This window comes from Paenibacillus sp. FSL R7-0163, from assembly GCF_037969975.1.
Taxonomy (GTDB): domain Bacteria; phylum Bacillota; class Bacilli; order Paenibacillales; family Paenibacillaceae; genus Paenibacillus_AQ; species Paenibacillus_AQ odorifer.
This window is the reverse complement of record NZ_CP150224.1, coordinates 3,722,659-3,741,656: the sequence shown is the minus strand read 5'-3', so window position 1 is coordinate 3,741,656 and position 18,998 is coordinate 3,722,659. Positions and strand designations below refer to the sequence as shown.

Genomic DNA, 18,998 nt, shown 5'->3' with positions numbered 1-18,998 from the left:
ACTCATAAAAACATGTTGACTATACTTTTATTATTATTATATGATGCAATAGAAGTCAGATATGAGTTAACGCGAACTAATTATTATTAAGGTGGTGTAGCTGCAACGATGGAAAAGGAAGGCGTTTATTTTCACAATGTTTCGGAGCTGGTTCATAAACCCTATCAATCTGGATTACATCTCCAGCGTTTTCCACAGCATGTGCGCAATGGCTTGTCAGAGAAAGGAAGAACCAAAGCTATACAATCGAACGGCTGCGAATTGCGGTTTGTCACCGAATCCAAGCATGTTAGGGTCACTGTCGGATCGAATGATAGTAACGGCCGAGTTGTGGTATGCAGAGGGGATTTTTTTCATTCTCAGCATTTTTTGCAGGCGGGTACGGTAACCACTCTGCACTTGGAGGAGCCGGAACGTTTTACAGAGGTATCAAGTAAGCGGCTGAATCAGTCTGGATTTTCCTCTAACGTATGGCGTTTGCATTTTGATCGTTTCGGAGCTGTTTTCTACGATGTGGATGCTTTTGGTTGTGAAGCACGTGCGCCTAGACCGGATGAGGTACCGAAGCTTACGATGCTCGCCTATGGATCTTCCATCAGCCAGAGCGCGGGATCCACGCATCATTTCAATGGTTACTTACAGCAGACAGCGCGCAGACTTGGTGTGGATGTGCTAAATCTTGCGCTTAGCGGATCTTGTTATTGCGAGGACGTAGTTGCCGATCATCTGGCTGAACGTGAGGATTGGGATTTTCTGTTTCTGGAACTTGGTGTCAATATGCGTGCTGTAGTGTCTCCCGAGGAATTCAAGCGTAGAGTGTCTTACATGCTGGACCGGGTTATCGAAAATCATCCTGACAAACCTGTGTTTGTTACTACGATTTATCCGAATCGTGCAACGTATTTTCTTGATGCAGGCCATCTTCTTCATGTCCAAGAGGGGATTTTTAACGAAGTGCTGCTTCGTTACTGTGAGAGCAATAAACATCCACAACTACATCTGCTGGATGGCGCATCAGTCATGCGCGATCTTACCTCGCTGACCTCCGATCTGATTCATCCTTCCGATTATGGACACACGCTAATGAGCGAGCATTTAGCAAAACTGTTGCGGCCCATGATCGAGCCCCTCCGAACTTCTAGTCATTCTAGTGCCGTGTCCCAAATTTTGTAATAGGGAGTTGATGGAAATGAAGCGTTGGATGCTTACCATGGTGGGAGTTTCATTATTAGCCGCCTCTATGAATGGATGTTCCTCTTCTAATAAGGGGGGAGAAGAGCAAGCTGGGGAGAGTCCAGAAAAAACCACTGCTTTCTCCATATCGTTCCGGAGCGGAAACATTTCGTATGCAGACAATCATCCGAATATCAATGATGACAAATGGGTCAAAAAGCTGGAGGAACTTACAAATACAGATATTAACATCCGTTTGATGCAGCAGAAAAATTTTGATTCCCAAATGATTCAAATGTTCGCGATCAACGACATTCCGGATGTCGTGCAAGCAAGCTCTGGGCTGACGAACCCTCAGTTGGCAGGTTCCGTGGAGGCTGGAGTATTCATGCCACTTAATGAATTGCTTGAGCAGTATGGGCAAGATCTTCTCAAGAAAGTTCCGAAGGAGGCATGGGACAAGGAGACCGATGCGAAAGGTAATATCTACGCGATTCCGGAATGGCTGTCCAATCCGTCACGCCGGGCAACTTGGATTCGTGCGGATCTTTTGGAACAAACAGGGCTGCCAGAGCCTAAAACAGTCGATGACTTCCTGAATGTCATGCGTGCTTTTAAGAAGATGGGTGTGGAGAATCCTTATATGGGCCGGGAGGACTTTGTATATTCGGATATGTTCTTCGGATCTTACGATACCTTTGCCAATTTCTTTATGAAACAAGGGGATCAAATTGTCCCGAAATTTATGAATATCGAAAATATGCAAAAGACGATCCAAACGTACAAGACAATGTTCGACGAAGGACTGATAAACAAAGAGTTCGTCACAATTAATCCCACGAAATTCAAGAACGATATTCTTGCAGGCAAGGCGGGTATCTGGAACATGAATGCCAACCTGTTGATCCAATGGGATCAGCAGCTAAGAGAACAGGTGCCTACTGGTAAAATGAAGCTGATCGCCTCGCCCACAGGACCTGACGGTAAGGGGGGACTTCGACTTGTCGGTACGGTGCCGCGAGCGTATTTAATTAACAAGGATGCGAAAGATCCTGCCGGGATCGTCAAGTTTTTCAACTGGATGGTTAGTGACGAAGCGGAAAAGTTTTTTACCTTCGGAATTGAAGGGGAAAACTACACTGTAGAGAACGGAAATATTAACTATAACAGACCGAAAACAGCCGATGAAGCTGATGAGGAAACGTTCCGTCAAATCCTGCTGTGGTTCGTACAGGATACTACCTACAATAAAGGCGCGCTTAGTCTCACACCCGAAGGAAAAGATTTGATGAAGCTCTACGACACAGTACTTGCGAATGAGGGACGCGACGGGATTCAATTTGAACCGCAAGTAAAAGGCTATCAGAAAAACCCGGACATCACTCCAGGTGAAATAAATTGCCGCCTGTTATATTGACGCATGTGATCAATATGGTATACGGCAAAAAGCCGATCTCAGACTATCCGAAGGTGGTGGAGGAATGGCTGCAGAAAGGGGGAAGTGACGTCGTCAAGGAAGCAACAGAACGTTATAACAATAACGACGGTGTAATTTTGTCCCGACATTAATAAGCTGCATCTCAAAAGAGGTTTGAACTCCATAATGCTTGTGATTACCTATACCATGTCAGGGAGGAATTCATTTGAGAAACGGACTATATAGGAAAGCTTTTCGAGTGGGCATTAGAGTACTGTTGGCGTTGGCTTTGTTATACTCGCCTTTGGAAATGCAAGCGCTTACCAAAGTTTATGCAGACGGAATAAACGATGACTATGTTACGCTCTACGAGGAAAACTTCGATGACCCTGACAATTTTGGATCGACCGGTGGCGTTACCATTCCGGGGCCTTGGCTGCAGGAAGGTGAAGGAAACAGCATGGCGAAAACTTCGGTTTCGTCCACGGCCCCGTCCGTACCGAATCTGGTGAAAATCGATGGCAAGGATGCATTGGCGCTGCCAGTGAATTCGACGGGGTACCGCAATCTTCAATTGAGTTATTATACACGGGCATCCTCCTACATCGGAGGAAGCGTCATCGTAGAATGGTCAGGTGACGGAGGGATAAATTGGACAACGTTGGAGGAATTTAAGCTGCCCCCAGGAACGCTGGAACAAAAGAACAGTGAGCCGAACCAACTCAAAGTCCAAAACTTGGGCAGCGGAGCTGACAACAACCCGAACGTCAAAATCCGGGTTCGTGTGGGGGAGCTTATGAGCGCGAATATGTACATTGATAGTGTCGCCCTCAAAGCTCAAGCGATTCCCGGAATACCACCCGCAGAGACACCGGTGCCAATCCCTACACCGGCTGAACCTAAGCCGTTTGTGGTTCCTGAAGGCGTTAAGCTGTATGAAGATGTGCGGATTGGGAATGCTGGAACGCGGCCGATTTATACTTCGATTGCCGTACCCAAGATCCTGCCTCAAGCACCCGTGCCAGTGATGGTATACATTCATGGCGGAGGTTGGAATCACGGAGACCGGAAGCAAGCCCTTGCCAGTATCTGCAACTATGTAACCAAGCGAGGATATATCGGAGTATCGCTGGATTACCGCTTAACCCCGGAAGCGCCATTCCCGGCGCAAATTCAGGATGTGAAGCTTGCTATTCGTTACTTGCGCGCGCATGCGGCAGAATACCATCTGGACCCGAGTCGGATCGGTGTATGGGGTTCGTCATCAGGGGGCATCTGGCCTCACTACTCGGTACGACTGGGAACATTAAGTCAGGCGAGACAATCACATTGGATACAGGACATACCGTAAATGTTCCGGATTTGGCAGGGAATGGCGGTTGGCAGCAATATTCTGATCAAGTGCAAGCCGTTGTCGATCTCTACGGTCCAGCGGATTTTACAACAAACTTCGCTAATAGCTATAAATCTGTAAAAGCGCTTTTAGGCGGGAACGACGCGTTCTCTGTGCCAGACCAGGCAAGGTTGGCTATGCCTGGCACTTATGCGTCACCGGACGATCCGCCTTTTTTCATCCGCCATGGGGATGTGGATTCGACGATCCCATATACGGACAGTATTACGTTCTCCAATCAATTGAAGGATGCAGGCGTGAAAGTGGTCGATGTCAAAATTGTACCTAAACAAGGTCACGGTTTTATAGGCGAAGCGGCTGAGCAAGCAAGCGCCGAGGCTTGGGCTTTTATGGATCAATATGTAAAGAATCGAACGGCAACAACACCTGATGATGAGGTTGTATATCGCGATCTAGCCATTCTGGCACCGAGCGACGATGCAGTCATCGACAGCAGCAAGCCCACTGTAAACTTCAATAGCGCGACGGGCAGCAGCAATGGATTGTTCAGTATTTCTTCTGGCGCCGAGAACAAGAAATATGTGTATTTTAAATTTGATGTCTCTTCATATAGCAATCCTGCAAACAGGTATATTTTTAATGTTGCTGCCAAAAAGGGTTCATCCAATGCGGACCTCGAACTTTCGTTATTCGGCCTAAAGGATACAAATTGGACTGAATCGGAGCTGACTTGGAGCAATGCGCCTGTCACGGATCTGACCATTGCTTCGTTAAGTGGGAAATTTACCGTAACGGCAGACAAATCAGGAGCTCCACAGGTTTACAGCATCGATGTGTCCGAGTTTGTCAGAGAAAGATTGTCCGCATCGGGCGGTAATATCGCTTTTCTGCTTGGTGATGCGGCAAGCACTGGAATTTCCCTCAATGTCTATTCGAAAGAAGCTAATGGCAACAGCAACCCCCGTCCACAGCTGGTTGTTCAAGAAGCGGTTGCACCTTCAAGCGACCATGAGAAACCTTCCTGGCCGGATGGAAGTTCTCTGAAAGCTGTCAATATAGGTACAGAGTTCATTCAACTTTCTTGGCCGGCCGCCAGCGATAATCAAGGTATCGGCTCCTATCGCGTATACCGGGATAGCACCCTGTTATCCAATGTTACCGATGCAACGTATACAGCCGTCGGGCTTAGCCCTAGCACGGCGTACAGTTTTAAGGTTGAAGCGGTGGATCAGTCGGGCAATACATCCGTACCGCTTTCTTTTACCCGGTCAACGCTTACAGAACCCATCATTCCTTACGCGATTGCAAACGTGACAGCTAGCGACAGCGATGGCAATATCGCAACGAATACCATCGATAATAACTTGTTCACCCGTTGGTCCGCCGCAGGTAACAGCCCGTGGATCCAATACGATTTAGGCGAACGGAAGCAGATCAGTTATTTAGGTATTGCCGTTTATAAAGGTGACACGCGTACGGCTCAATTGAGTATCGAAACTTCAAATGACGGTTTGGCTTGGACTACCATATGGACTGGTGCAAGCATGTACAGAACCATAGAGATGCAACCTTTTGATTTTCCTGACACAGAAGCCAGATATGTGCGTATCGTAGGTCTTGGGAATTCTGATGGCAGCGCGTTTACAAGTTTATCGGAGATAAACATCTATGCGCCGTTCGCAAATGGCGATACACCTGTAGCCAGCATCCCGAACTACACGCCTAATCCACCCCGGGAACCGATCCCATTCAAAGCTCCCGGATTAACCGAACCTGAGGGTACGGTGCATCCGGTTCATTCCTCACCTACAACCACTGGGCGCATCTTGAACGTGCTGGACTATAATGCTGATCTCGCCGATAACGACACAGATGACGGTATTGCTATTCAAGCTGCCATAAACAGTGCTGAGTCCGGCGATGAGGTCTATTTGCCGTCTGGGGTTTATAATTTGAACTCAACATTGGATACTCTTGTCAATTTGAAGCTCAAGTCAGGAGTAAACCTTCGCGGTGAGGATCAATCAACAACCATCCTCAAGACATCTCTCAATAAGGTAAAAAACAGCGCCCTGATGAAAGTATCCGGACAGCATGATCTGTCCATAACTAATCTCACATTGACTTCTACATGGAACGGTGTCTACACGACGGATCACAAAGTGAACAACCCGGACGCCGGTGGTCCCGACAGCATGATTACCATCGCAAATTTTGGTGAAGTTCCGTCATACAACGTCACGGTTGATGGAGTTACTGTAGAGAAGTATTCACGTATGGGTGTGCGTATCGACAACAGCCGTGATATCGTCGTACGCCGCAGCACGTTCCGAAATGCGACAGATGTAGGTCCGGGCGGTGCTGGCTATGGTGTGTCGATTCAGGGCATGGCCAAGCAGGATCGCAACGGGTATGAGAACGACACGGTTTGGAATGTTGTGGAGGACTCCCATTTCGAAGGCCCTTATTTGCGGCATGGGGCGCTGATCCAATTTGTTGCCCATAACAATGTCCTGCGAAACAATCAGTTTATGAATACAAAGCTGGATGCCATCGATCTGCACGGAGAACTCGAATATTTGAACGAGATATACGGCAATGTGATTAGCGATATTCCCTACGGCGCGGCGATCGGACTGGGAAACACCGGGGGTACAGCACCCAGCAATCACAGTAAGTCAGGACCGCGCAACTATATCCATGACAATACGATTCGTAATACAAGAGAAGGAATCAATGTAACTATGGGCACTCCGGATACAGTCATCGAGCGAAATGTGATTGAAAATACAACTCATATAGAGGACGCCAAAGGCATTCAGATTTTGAACGGGCCAGGTACAATCATTAAGGAGAATATCATTCGCAACAATACTGCGTCGAATTATTGGGCTGTATCCCTTGAGCATGATCCCGGCGACAGCAAAGCAAATGATATCGGAGCGGGCGACCCGCAGGACGTTCAATTGATCGGAAATTCGCTGATTGGTAATACGAACGGCATTCGACTTCTTGCTGGAAAAGGGATCATCCTGCAGGGGAATCTTATTGACAGTATAAGTCGCAATTATTTCAAAAATGATCATGTGGTAGTAGAGGGTTGGCCGTTACCGAATATACCCTAAAGAAAACACAAGCTCACTCATAGAAACTCCATATTGCAAGCGCTTTATTGTAGGTAGAATGAGGTTAGATTCATTCACTATTCAAGGAAATGGAGGAAGGCCGATGCCACATATTGAGATTAGGATGTACGAAGGCCGAACGAGTGAGCAAAAGGAGGAGATAGTCACCGTATTCACGCGGGAGTTATCCCGAATTATTGAACGGGATGAACGATTTATTACCGTCGAATTTCAAGAAATTCCCCTGGATGAGAATGCTCCGGCGAACCTGCTGAAAACAGGATCTATAGGAAACGGTTATGAAAGCTAAGTTAACTGGGGTTGACCTTATTAACTACAAAGCCGACACGAAAAGATCCTTGCTTTTAAACATGTGGAAATTCAGAGCACTCTATGTGATAGCGATTCCCGGGATCTTGTATTTCATCATTTTCAAGTACTTGCCGTTGGCTGGTTCAGTTATTGCATTTCAAAACTACAACATTTTTAAAGGCTTTACAGGCAGTGAATGGGTGGGACTTGAGCACTTTAGGACGATGTTTCAATACCAGGATTTCGGAAGAATCTTGAGCAATACAATTCTTCTAGGCTTGTATGATCTTATATTCGCCTTTCCGGCTCCAATATTGCTTGCACTTCTGCTGAATGAAATTCGGCTTGTGTTTTACAAACGGTTTTTGCAAACGGTGGTTTATATGCCCCATTTCCTGTCTTGGGTAATTGTCAGCGGTATCGCCTTGGGTATCCTCTCCCCAGGAACAGGGATTGTGAATCAGGTTTTACAAGCCTTCGGCTTTGAACCAATTTATTTTCTTGGTGAAAATTCATACATTCGCACGATTTTGATCAGTTCCGGTATCTGGAGGGATTCCGGGTACGGTACGATCATTTATCTGGCCGCGTTGGCAGGAATAAACCCAGATCTTTATGAGGCTGCTGAAGTAGACGGAGCCGGGCGCTGGAAACAAACCTTAGCCATTACACTGCCGTCTCTGATACCGACGATTATGATTTTGTTCCTTCTCCATATCGGGAGATTTCTTGATCTTGGCTTCGAGCGGGTATGGGTATTCCTGAACGCGCTTAATACCGGGAACGGGGAGATTCTGGACACTTATATCTATAAGGCGGGGCTGCTGTCTCAGCAATACAGCTATACAACAGCAGTGGGGCTATTCAAGTCGGTAGTTGGACTCATTCTGGTGCTCATCGGCAACATTTTGAGCAAAAAAACAACCGGTGAATCGCTGTATTAATCGCTCTTTATGGAGGTAGGGATGATGAGAGTACGCTATACTCGCGGCCAGAATCTATTTAATGTGTTCAATCTTTTGTTTCTGACCGCTCTCGCTTTGGCTATGTTTCTGCCGTTTCTGAATGTGATTGCCCAGTCCTTTAGCAGCTCTGAAGCAATTATTAATGGCAGGGTAGGTTTGCTGCCAAAGGAATTTACCGCGATCAATTATCAGTACGTTTTCAGCGATCATTCCATTTGGCGGGCGTTCGGTGTCTCCGTCTATATTACGGTACTGGGCACCGCAATTAATCTGATTGCGACAGCGTCTCTCGCTTATCCGGTGTCGCGGCCGGAATTCCTAGGACGTAAATACATCGTCATGATGGTATTGTTCACTATGGTATTCAGCGCCCCTCTTATTCCAAATTTTATCCTGATAAAAAATTTGGGGCTTATGAACTCCTTATGGGCACTTATGATTCCGGGCGCCATCAGCGCTTTTAACTTTTTCGTGATGAGAAGCTTCTTCATGCAGCTGCCTCAGGAGCTGATAGATTCCTCTAGAATCGATGGGTGTGGCGAGCTGCGGATCATAGTCAATATGGTACTGCCGTTGTCCAAACCGGTAATGGCCTCATTGGGGATTTTCTACGCCGTCGGGCACTGGAATACGTACATGAGCGCTCTGTATTATATCAACAAGCCGTCTTTATGGCCTCTGCAGGTGATGTTGAAGAAGCTCTTCGAGACGGACGATATCAGCATTGATCCGGCTTCCTCAGTGTATAGCTCTTTGGCCCACACCTCACCTGAGGGCATTAAAATGGCTGTTATCATTGTCGCTACTATTCCGATTATCATGATTTACCCGTTTCTTCAACGCCATTTCGTTAAAGGAATGATGGTCGGATCCGTCAAATCCTGATCTATCATAGTGTGGTAGAATAGGAACGCGTTAAGCGAGACGAATCGGAAGGTGGTATCCATGGATGAGATGTGTATTAATCGTAGACGACGAGCCCATGATTCGAAAGGGACTTTCTATCATGATCCAGCAATGCGGCGAGCATCCGTATAACATTAAGCTGGCCCAGAATGGCGAAGAGGCAATTCAGCTCATTATGGAGGAGCAGCCGGATTTTCTTTTTACAGATATCCGTATGCCCAAGGTAGACGGACTGGAGCTGTGCCGGCGGCTGTCGGAGATGGAGACGGATATTCAGACTGTTGTCATCTCGGGTTATGGGGATTTTGAATACGCCCGCCAATGCTTGTCCTATGGAGTGAAAGAATATCTCCTGAAACCCGTGAGCAAAGGGAACCTTCAAAATGTGATCGGCAAACTGGAAGCGCATAGAGAGAAGTTAGAGAGTTTTGTCTCTGTCGCTAAGCTCGATGAATGGGTCGTGCGTATGGATGATGCCATCTGGACCTTGGATAAAGAAAGGCTGTACCTTGTACTGAAGGAATGGGAAACTGACTTCCTCCAGCGTAAGATGAGCCGAATTCAGCAAAAAGAGCTTCTGGAAGAGGGCTATGCTTTACTCGTGAAGAAGCTGCTTGTCAATTCAGTTACACCCGGTAAAAGCGTGTTAGACTTGTCCGCAGCAGCTGGACCTGAGCAGTTATTTCACTGCTTCGCAGAAGCGTCAGCAGCTATATTGGAAGAGCTTCGTAGAAAGCGCAAGGGTAAAGCGAAGGATCCGATAGAGGAAGCTAAAGCATTTATTGAAAAGCATCTCGCCCAGGAAGTATCGCTGGAAGAAGTGGCGGAAGTGCTTGGGCTAAATGCCTCTTATTTCAGCCAGATGTTTAAGCACTCAACAGGAGAGACCTTTGTGCATTACCGCATAAAACGCAGGATGGAGAAGGCCAAAAGATTACTTGCCGATGCAAGCTATCGGATCACCGATATTTCCTATGAAGTCGGGTATGCAGACCATCCTCATTTTACGAAGACGTTCAAAAAGTTCACCGGGCTGGCTCCTTCTGAGTACCGCAACCAGCTGGGGATCGATTAATGAGAAAGAGTCTGTCAAACAAGCTGTTTGCCTCCTTTCTCACCGTCATTCTTCTATCCTTGTCCATGGTTGGATTTATCTCTTATTTTCAGGCTTCGGCTGAGCTGGATAAGTCTTCTGAGAAGTCCATTGCTCAAGTCATCAGAAGTGCGTCTTATCAAACGGATCTGTATTTGCAAAATTATGAAAAGGCTAGCGATTCCATCCTGTCCTACAATCAAGTCAAGGAGTTCTTGGATATGGACCCGGAGGATAGCTTCTCCTACTATCAATATACGAATGACATTCAGAAGTATTTGTTTCGTTCTTTGTTTATTCTGTATCCCCAGATTAATCTGATGTACGTCATCGGTGAACACGGCAAGGCCATTAGCGATGATAACTCCTATCAGGCACATAGCCTGCAGTTTCATCCTCAGGAACGCTACCGTTTCTTAAGCGAACATACGCCGGAGAGCGGCCGCATTACCATTCTCAACACGAATGTGATGAATGAAGGGGATAAGAACATTATTACGATGGTCCGCCGAATCAGAGGGGTCTCTTCCTATCGTTCCAAAGGTATAGTCGCCATTGAATTCAAGGCTGAGGATCTGGCCCGTATATGGGAACCTCTTGATCTGGGACAGGGCGGGTCCTATTTTATCATGGACGAATTCGGCAAGCTCCTTTACCGGGCGGAAGGGAATAATAACCACCCTGGGTTATCTGCTGAGCACATTCAGAATGTATTTCAACACCCAAATGACTCTGTGGTGGAAAAAGTAGACGGGAAAGAGTATTTGTTCGTGTCGAGAAAATCCGAATATTCCAAATGGCAGCTTGTAGTATCCATACCCGTTGGTGAGCTGCGCAAGCCTATTTCTACCATTCGTACGACCACGCTGGTGGTGGGAGTTCTCACGCTTGTCGGCACACTGCTCCTTGCAGCCTGGTTCGGACGATCCATCACGAAGCCCATCCTGATTCTTAAGGAGGGCATGAGGGAGACGGAAAAAGGCAAGTGGCGCAGGCTTGAGATGAACGGCCGTCAGGATGAACTGGGGGGATTGATGCGCAGCTACAATCTCATGGTGACCCGGCTGTCCGAAATGATTGAGCGGGTATACGAAGCGGAGCTTACCACCCAGAAGGAGGCTCTGGAGCGTCATCAAGCTGAATTCCAGGCACTCCAGCTGCAGATTAATCCGCACTATCTATATAACACATTAGAGACTATCAAATGTTATGCGGTCGTTCAGGATTCGGATGAAATCACAGAAATAGTGGAGGCCATGGCATTCATGCTTCGCTACTCCATCCAAACTAATCTGGAGGAAATTACGATTGCCAATGAGCTTAATCATGTACTGAGCTACATGACGATTCTCAAGCACCGGATCGGCAGGGAGTTCGAAATTGACGTAGTGATTCCGCCGACGCTGCTACTGGCTAAGATGGTCAGGCTTACACTTCAGCCCTTGATCGAAAATATTTTTCAGCATGCGTTTCCCGAGGGAATTGAAGACAAGCACTATATTAGAATCGACGCCAGAAAAGAGGGAGATCGTTTTCTAGTTCTTGTAGAGGATAACGGCGCAGGGATGTCCCGCGAACGGCTTGATAAGCTTCGTGAGAAGCTGAATCTGAATCAGCTGGCGGATACGGAAGGAGACTCCCTCTATCATAGAGGTGGAATCGGGCTCATGAACGTGCACCGGAGAATTCAAATGGTGTTCGGTGAACAATACGGATTAAGTGTCGAAAGCGTGGAGAATGAGGGAACCCGGTTGATCTTATCCATGCCTGCGGAGTGAGGAAAAAGATGTTTTCAGAAAAAATTACTATTAGGAGGAAATAGGCAATGAAAATTGATTTGACTGGTAAAATTGCGCTTGTTACAGGGTCCAATGCAGGGATAGGCCGACAAATCTTGGAGACTTTGGCTGCTTCCGGCGCCAAAGTGGCGGTAAACTATTTGTTCGGTTCTGCGGAGGAGACGGTGGAAGCGATCCGTCAGGCCGGAGGAGAAGCTTATGCTTTTCAGGCAGACGCAACAAGTCCTGCCCAATTGGAAAATATGGTAAAGGAAATAGAGGAGCATTTCGGCGGAACCATCGACATTCTCGTCAACAATGCAGGCGGCATGATCAATCGGGTTCCCAATACTGAAATGAACGAAGAGCATTACAACAAGGTGATGGACGTCAATTTTAAATCATGCGTGTTTGCCTGCAAAGCCGTATCCGCAGGGATGATTGCCAAGAAAAGCGGTAAAATCATCAATGTATCTTCCCTTGCGGCCCATGACGGCGGCGGACCGGGGGCTTCCATTTATGCAGCGGGCAAAGCTGCGGTATGGTCTTATACCAAGGGACTTGCCAAAGAGCTGAGTCCTCACGGGATTAATGTAAACGCTATCTCTCCTGGATTTATCGGTCAGACCGCTTTCCATGCTACCTTTACTGCGGATGCGGCAAGACAGGCAACGATTGCGAAGATTCCGCTGGGCCGGGAAGGTGCTCCACAGGATGTGAGCAATGTGGCACTCTTCCTCGCTTCAGAGCTGTCGGATTATCTGACAGGCGAAATTATTGAAATTAACGGAGGCTTGTTCATGCGATGATGAACCTTAAGGAGAAAGCAGATACTTTTTCCTGGGTTGGTCTTGAGGTGGATAAATTGAAAATGGAGCTGGATCCCTTCCGGAGAGAAGAGATTCTGCTCCCGACAGAACCTGGTGGCTGGTGGCACCAATATGTATGTCCCCAGCATCATACTGAGCTAATCTTCGATGTTATGGAGCAAGATGCGGTTGTCTTTTCTTGCCCGAAGGGCTGCAAGCTGGAAGGTGAGCCCTACCGGGGAGCATGGCTGGTATACCGGCATCAGGCAATGGCGCGATACGCGCTGCAAGCTGCCGTGGTATTCGCCGCAGACGGAGAAGAATTCTACAGCAGCTTAGCCCGGAAGATTCTTGTCGGTTATGCGGAGCAGTTCCCTTTGTATCCGGTTCATCCCGATGCTCAACCCTGGATGCTTAGTGGCCGTGCCTTTCATCAGGCGCTGACAGAGGCTATCTGGTCCACTACGCTTATTCGGGCCTATCTGCTGCTTGTGGATCATGGAGTAACGTTCACTGGGGAGGAAGAGGTAAAGCTGAAAGTGTTCTTCTCGATGCTGGAGGAGAGTATGGAGCAATACCGTCACATCCTCATTTACGAGAAGAAGAATGCAGAGAACAATTATACCGCATGGTTGAACGCTAGCCTGGCTTGTGTATATGCCGCCAAAGGTACCAGAGAAAAGCTTGCTTCTTTGCTGGAGGGAGAAGGCGGATTCTATCATCATCTGTCCATTGGCGTGAAGCCAGATGGCTTTGAATTTGAAGGCAGCACGTACTACCACATTTTTGTATTGCGGGCTTATCTCATAGCAGCCGAGATGTCCGGGCGCTTTGGGGTTGACCTCTATGCTGCCAAAGGAGATCAGGGACAATCCATCCGTGGCATGTTTCAGTTGCTGGTAGAGCTTAGCGGCGATAACGGGGAGCTTCCAGCCGTGCATGATGGTCCTTATGCGCGCGTTCCTTTCGCCCGAGAAATTGCTGAAGTATTTGAAATAGGTATTGCGGTTTACAAAGACCCGAGTCTCCAGCCAATACTGGCGAATGCTTATAGGTATCTATATGGACAGGAATTAAGGACTGGTCTGGAGGCAGTGCTGTATGGAGCAGGTGAGAGTAAGGAACTTCAGACCAGTTACAGGGTGAGAGACTCTGTTCTACTGCCGGATTCCGGATTCGCCGTGCTCCGCCACCCGGGCAATCCGTTGTCCGTTCTGGCGGATTTCGGAGAGCATGGCGGATCACATGGGCATTTTGATAAGCTTCATATCACGATTATGCACCGATGGGGGGAGGTTGCTCCCGAGCTGGGCATGGTTCCTTATGGATCTGTTTTGCGGAAGGAATGGTATTCCGAAACCGCGAGCCATAACACGGTTACCATCGGAGGGCGCTCCCAAGCTCCACATACCGGAAGCTGCTGTCAATTCCGTCAGGAAGGCAATGCTACGTACTTATGGATTCGCTCAGACGGCGCCTATGAAGGAGTTGTTCTAGACCGGCATCTTGTATTGGCCGGCGGTTGGCTGTTGGATTGGTTTCATGTTGAGCAGGTGACGGAGCGGGATCAGGAAGTGGACTTATGGTTTCATCCGACGGGACATTTGCTGTTACCGTTCGACCTTCACCGTGTCCAGACGGACTCTCCGGCAGTCCTTGGTCTGGAAGCAGGTTATGGCTCAGTAGAAGTACTGTCCGCAATGAAAAATGAGACGGATTGTCCGTTAAATACGGAGTGGAATATCCGTTATGATGGAGTGAGCACCGGCCGGGAGTATGAAGTATCCACGAGTACTATACTGGCGCCCGGCTCCACTATGTATGAAATCCGCACACCGGGTAATGCCGAAGACCCGAGTAGATTGCTACGAGGTATTATGCTTCGGCACAAAGGACCGTCGGTTAATTTTATTACGGTTTATCGGGACGGTCACGAACCTGCTGTACTGAAGCTAGTGAGTCAGGTGGGCGAACCGCCCCGAATCCAAATAGCAACAACTGGGCAAGTAGTGGTCTATTGCCTTGACCCTAAAGCGGGACTGATTCAGGAAAAGTCCCGGAATACGGAGGAGTAGAGATGTTAGAACCTTTATTTCAACCTACCAGCGGCGTACTCGACCTGTCATATGGGCCAGATGAACATACAGATGTTGGAGAGAATCCTCCGCGGTTTACTTGGATGCCTGCATGTCTAGAAGAGAGTATGTACGAGCTGCAGATCTCCTCAAACACTGGATTTGAGCCGGAAGGTACGTTGACCTACAGCAGAATTCCCTATAATTTGTTTACCCCGGATAAGCCGTTGGCGCCCGGCTCGTATTATTGGCGATACAGTCTTATCGGGGAGAATGATATCCGTTCCGAGTGGAGTAAAGTAAGAGCTTTTGTGGTGGAGGATGAATTGCCGCTAACGCCACTGCCTTCCCGTACAGAACGATATTCAACTGCTTCCGCCCACCATCCGCGGCTATGGCTTCAAGCGGAGCAACTTCCGTCTTACCGGGAAGTTGTCCGCCAAGACCCCATTTCCACTGGCTGGGATGACTTCCTGAAGCATTCCGTTTTACCCTGGACAAAGCGCGAGCTTATTCCCGAGCCTGCACCGTATCCAGATAATAAGCGTGTCGCCACACTATGGCGGCAGATGTATATGGACTGCCAGGAAGTTTTCTATGCTGTCCGGCATCTTGCTATAGCTGGAGTTGTGTTGGAGGACGAGGCGCTTATCGCCAAAGCTAAAGAGTGGCTGCTTCATGCGGCAAGCTGGAACACGGATGGTACCACCAGCCGGGATTACAATGATGAATGCTCCTTTCGCATAGCCGGAGCGTTGGCATGGGGCTATGATTGGCTTCACGGCTCTCTGGTGGAAGAAGAACGCCTTAAGGTAAGGCAGGCGCTACTGCGAAGAACCGGGCAGATCGCATTCCATGTCATCGAACGTTCCCGCATCCATCAAGTTCCTTATGACAGCCATGCGATCCGCTCTTTATCCTCTGTACTCGTACCGTGTTGTATTTCCATGTTGGGTGAGGAGGAGAAGGCGCAGGAATGGCTTGATTATACGCTGGAGTACTTCTCCGCCATGTATACTCCATGGGGTGGCAAAGATGGCGGGTGGGCCGAAGGTCCGATGTATTGGACCACTCAGATGGCATTCGTTACGGAGGCGCTCAATCTAATTCGCAAATACATGGCAATCAATTTCTATGACCGTCCTTTCTTTCGCAAAACCGGTGACTTTCCGCTCTATTGCTTCAGTCCGGATACCGTGAGGGCCAGCTTCGGCGATCAATCGTCACTGGGAGATCCGGTCAATCTCAAGACGGGCTTCAATATCCGCCAATTCGCCGGTTTAACCGGGAATGGCCAGTACCAATGGTATTTTGAGCAAACTAAGGAACTGAACCCTGACACCCAGATGATCTTCTATAACTACGGCTGGTGGGATTTCCGGTTCGATGAGATGGTTTATCGCACGGATTATCCGCAGATTTCTTCAGAGCCACCGGTGGCTGCAGAACCTCTGAAGTGGTTTCAGGATGTGGGATGGGTCGCCATGCATCATCGGATGGAGGATCCGCAGGAACATATCATGCTGTTGACCAAGAGCAGCCGTTACGGCTCTGTGAGCCATAGCCATGGGGATCAAAACGCCTTCCTGCTGCATGCCTTCGGCGAGCCTTTGGCTATTGAAAGCGGCTATTACGTTGCATTCAACAGTACGATGCATATGCAGTGGCGCAGGCAGACCCGCTCCAAGAACGCAATTCTTATTGACGGCAAAGGCCAATATGCTGGCACGGACAAGTCGAAGAACATGGCAGCCTACGGCAAGGTGTTGAAGGCGTATAGTACGCCCGGAATCAACTACACGCAAATGGATGCCACCGAAGCCTACCGCGAGAATGTACCCTATATCAAGCGGTATGTGCGGGAAATATTTTTCTTTGATAGCGCTTACTTTGTTATCGCTGACAGTGTCGAGCTGGAACGTCCGGGAAAATTGGATTGGCTGTTTCATACACTGTATCCCATGAAGTTGAAGGAACAATCTTTTAAAGTAAATGGTAAAAAAGCTCAGATGGAGGGCAGATTTGTCTATAGTTCCTCGGGAGAAATGACACTTAGCCAAAGCAATCAATTTACAGATGTAGATCCGAAAGAATGGGAAGGGCTGCCCGAGCATTGGCATTTGACTGCCTCTACCCAAGAGGCTGTAAGCCATCGGATCGTCACTCTTCTGATTCCCCAAAAATCAGGAAGCCGGGATTACGTATCGTACTTTATGGACGATCAGGACCATGGGGTTCATGTCTACTTTACGAATCAGGGAATTACCCACCGGGTTGAGATCCCAAAAGCTTATTAGTCTTAAGATATCTTCATTTTACGTATACACCCCATTGTACAAGGAGAGGGTTATATTATGAAAAAATGGATTGGCATCTGTCTGGTTACTGTAATGGGTGCTACCGTTATTGCAGGTTGCTCGGACAAGGACAAAGAAGAGACTGCCGGAGGCGCGTCAAATACGCCGAAGAAAACTGAATTCTCGATCTCGATGCGGACGCTGGCTTTTAACTACGTTGAGAAATCACCCGACTTGAACAAGGATAAATGGGTGAAAAAGCTGGAGGAGATGACAAACACAGACTTGGATATAGTGTTGGTTCCTCATAAAGAGTTCGAGCAGAAAATGGTGCAGATGTTCGCCACTAATGATATTCCGGATGTCGTTCAAGGCTCGGGTGGTGTAAATGGCAAGGAAATGGCTGGTTCGGTTGAAGCTGGTGTGTTCATGCCCTTGGATGATCTGCTGCAGCAAAACGGCCAGAACCTTTTGAAAGTAATCCCGAAGGAAGCTTGGGAGAACGTCACCTATCAAGGGAAAATTTACGCAATACCGGAGTTTCTGTCCAATCCCTCCCGCCGGGCGACTTGGATTCGCAAGGACCTGCTGGATCAAACCGGCTTGCAGGTTCCAAAAACGGTCGATGAGTACTTGACTGTGTTGCGTGCCTTCAAAAAGCTGGGGATAGAGAACCCGTACATGGGCCGTCAAGACTTCAAATATGCGGATGCTTTCTTTGGCGCTTATGATGTTTTTCCGTATCTGACTATGTTCGAGGAAGTAAACGGCCAGGTTCAGCCGAAGTTTATGGATAGCGAAAATATGATGAAGGCGTTACAGACCTACAACACCATGTATACAGAGGGTTTGATCAACAAGGAATTTGCCACCATTAACCCGACCAACTACAAAAATGCGATTCTCTCAGGAAAAGCGGGCATGTGGACGATGAATGCCAACGAGCTTCTGCAGTGGGAGCAACAATTGAAGGCTACGACGCCATCCGCCAAGCTGGAGATTATTCCTTCGCCAGTGGGAACTGATGGAAAAGGAGGCTCCTACTTGTACGGCTCCGCTACGCGCACCTACTTTATCAAGGAAGGTACGAAAAATGCTGCGGATATCGTGAAATTTTTTGACTGGATGTTGAGCGAAGAGGCTGAGACCTTCTTTACCTTTGGGATCAAGGACGAAACCTATAAGGAAGAGAACGGCAAAATCGTATACACTTCTCCTGCGGATTCCGCTGCTATAGATGAGGAGCGCTACCGCCAGTCTTTCCTCTGGATGGTGCAGGATACTACTTATAATAAGGGTGTCCTTAACATGACAGAAGAAGGCAGAAGCTTGATCAATGTATATGATACTATTCTGGCTAATGAAGGCCGTGACGGAATTCAGTTCGACCCGCGGCTAGATGCCTTGGTGAAGAATCCAGACATTGCACCTAACTCGGACACGGCTCCTCCGGTACTGCTGACGCACATGGTAAAGATGGTATATGGCAAGGAACCTATCAGCGACTGGCCGAAGGTTGTGGAAGAGTGGCTTTCCAAGGGCGGCAACGATGTTATCAAGGAAGCTACGGAAAAATATAATAACAAAGTTGGCGTCACCATGCCTCGCAGATAAACTTACCCTCCAGAGGAGCTGGAATTCAATTAAAGTTGTAGAGAATTCACTATCTTTTCAGCATAAAAAGCAAAGGATTT

General features: G+C 48.0%; 14 protein-coding genes. All 14 read left to right on the top strand.

The features are described from left to right. Positions 1-108 precede the first annotated feature (108 nt). The 14 genes from NST45_RS16700 to NST45_RS16635 all read left to right on the top strand — a co-directional run bounded on the left by NST45_RS16700 (position 109) and on the right by NST45_RS16635 (position 18,918). Positions 109-1,173: a GDSL-type esterase/lipase family protein gene (locus NST45_RS16700; protein WP_038569861.1), complete on the top strand. Its 1,065-nt coding sequence runs from the start codon at positions 109-111 to the stop codon at positions 1,171-1,173. A 16-nt stretch (positions 1,174-1,189) separates the two neighbouring features. Next, a complete protein-coding gene (locus tag NST45_RS16695; RefSeq protein ID WP_339823244.1) occupies positions 1,190-2,590 on the top strand; it encodes an extracellular solute-binding protein in 1,401 nt (466 codons plus the stop codon). Beyond that, positions 2,572-2,742 carry a hypothetical protein gene (locus NST45_RS16690; RefSeq protein WP_339823241.1) on the top strand — a complete coding sequence of 57 codons (171 nt, stop codon included), beginning with the start codon at positions 2,572-2,574 and terminating at the stop codon, positions 2,740-2,742. The genes NST45_RS16695 and NST45_RS16690 overlap by 19 nt, the downstream gene beginning before the upstream one ends. Positions 2,743-2,816: 74 nt before the next feature. After that, positions 2,817-3,941: an alpha/beta hydrolase gene (locus NST45_RS16685; RefSeq protein WP_339823239.1), complete on the top strand. Its 1,125-nt coding sequence runs from the start codon at positions 2,817-2,819 to the stop codon at positions 3,939-3,941. Beyond that, positions 3,842-7,069 (top strand): DNRLRE domain-containing protein, encoded by a 3,228-nt coding sequence (locus NST45_RS16680; RefSeq protein WP_339823237.1) that lies wholly within the window; start codon positions 3,842-3,844, stop codon positions 7,067-7,069. The genes NST45_RS16685 and NST45_RS16680 overlap by 100 nt, the downstream gene beginning before the upstream one ends. Positions 7,070-7,172: 103 nt before the next feature. Next, the gene (locus tag NST45_RS16675; RefSeq protein ID WP_051491612.1) at positions 7,173-7,379 is read left to right on the top strand and encodes a tautomerase family protein; all 207 of its coding nucleotides are present in this window, start codon (positions 7,173-7,175) and stop codon (positions 7,377-7,379) included. Further along, a complete protein-coding gene (locus tag NST45_RS16670; RefSeq protein WP_036689353.1) occupies positions 7,369-8,325 on the top strand; it encodes an ABC transporter permease subunit in 957 nt (318 codons plus the stop codon). Before NST45_RS16675 ends, NST45_RS16670 begins: the two co-directional genes overlap by 11 nt. Before the next feature lie 21 nt (positions 8,326-8,346). Continuing rightward, positions 8,347-9,231, top strand: a complete 885-nt coding sequence (locus tag NST45_RS16665) for a carbohydrate ABC transporter permease (RefSeq protein ID WP_094902792.1) — start codon at positions 8,347-8,349, stop codon at positions 9,229-9,231. 64 nt (positions 9,232-9,295) lie between these two features. Beyond that, positions 9,296-10,327, top strand: coding sequence for a response regulator (locus NST45_RS16660; protein WP_076316548.1), 1,032 nt, complete (start codon positions 9,296-9,298; stop codon positions 10,325-10,327). Next, a complete protein-coding gene (locus NST45_RS16655; protein WP_076316549.1) occupies positions 10,327-12,123 on the top strand; it encodes a sensor histidine kinase in 1,797 nt (598 codons plus the stop codon). The genes NST45_RS16660 and NST45_RS16655 overlap by 1 nt, the downstream gene beginning before the upstream one ends. A 47-nt stretch (positions 12,124-12,170) precedes the next feature. Then, positions 12,171-12,932: a glucose 1-dehydrogenase gene (locus tag NST45_RS16650; RefSeq protein WP_076186672.1), complete on the top strand. Its 762-nt coding sequence runs from the start codon at positions 12,171-12,173 to the stop codon at positions 12,930-12,932. After that, the gene (locus NST45_RS16645) at positions 12,929-15,007 is read left to right on the top strand and encodes a heparinase II/III family protein (protein WP_076316550.1); all 2,079 of its coding nucleotides are present in this window, start codon (positions 12,929-12,931) and stop codon (positions 15,005-15,007) included. Before NST45_RS16650 ends, NST45_RS16645 begins: the two co-directional genes overlap by 4 nt. Before the next feature lie 2 nt (positions 15,008-15,009). Continuing rightward, a complete protein-coding gene (locus tag NST45_RS16640) occupies positions 15,010-17,304 on the top strand; it encodes a DUF4962 domain-containing protein (protein ID WP_076272643.1) in 2,295 nt (764 codons plus the stop codon). Between the two features lie 57 nt (positions 17,305-17,361). After that, positions 17,362-18,918, top strand: coding sequence for an extracellular solute-binding protein (locus NST45_RS16635; protein WP_076316551.1), 1,557 nt, complete (start codon positions 17,362-17,364; stop codon positions 18,916-18,918). Positions 18,919-18,998 lie beyond the last annotated feature (80 nt).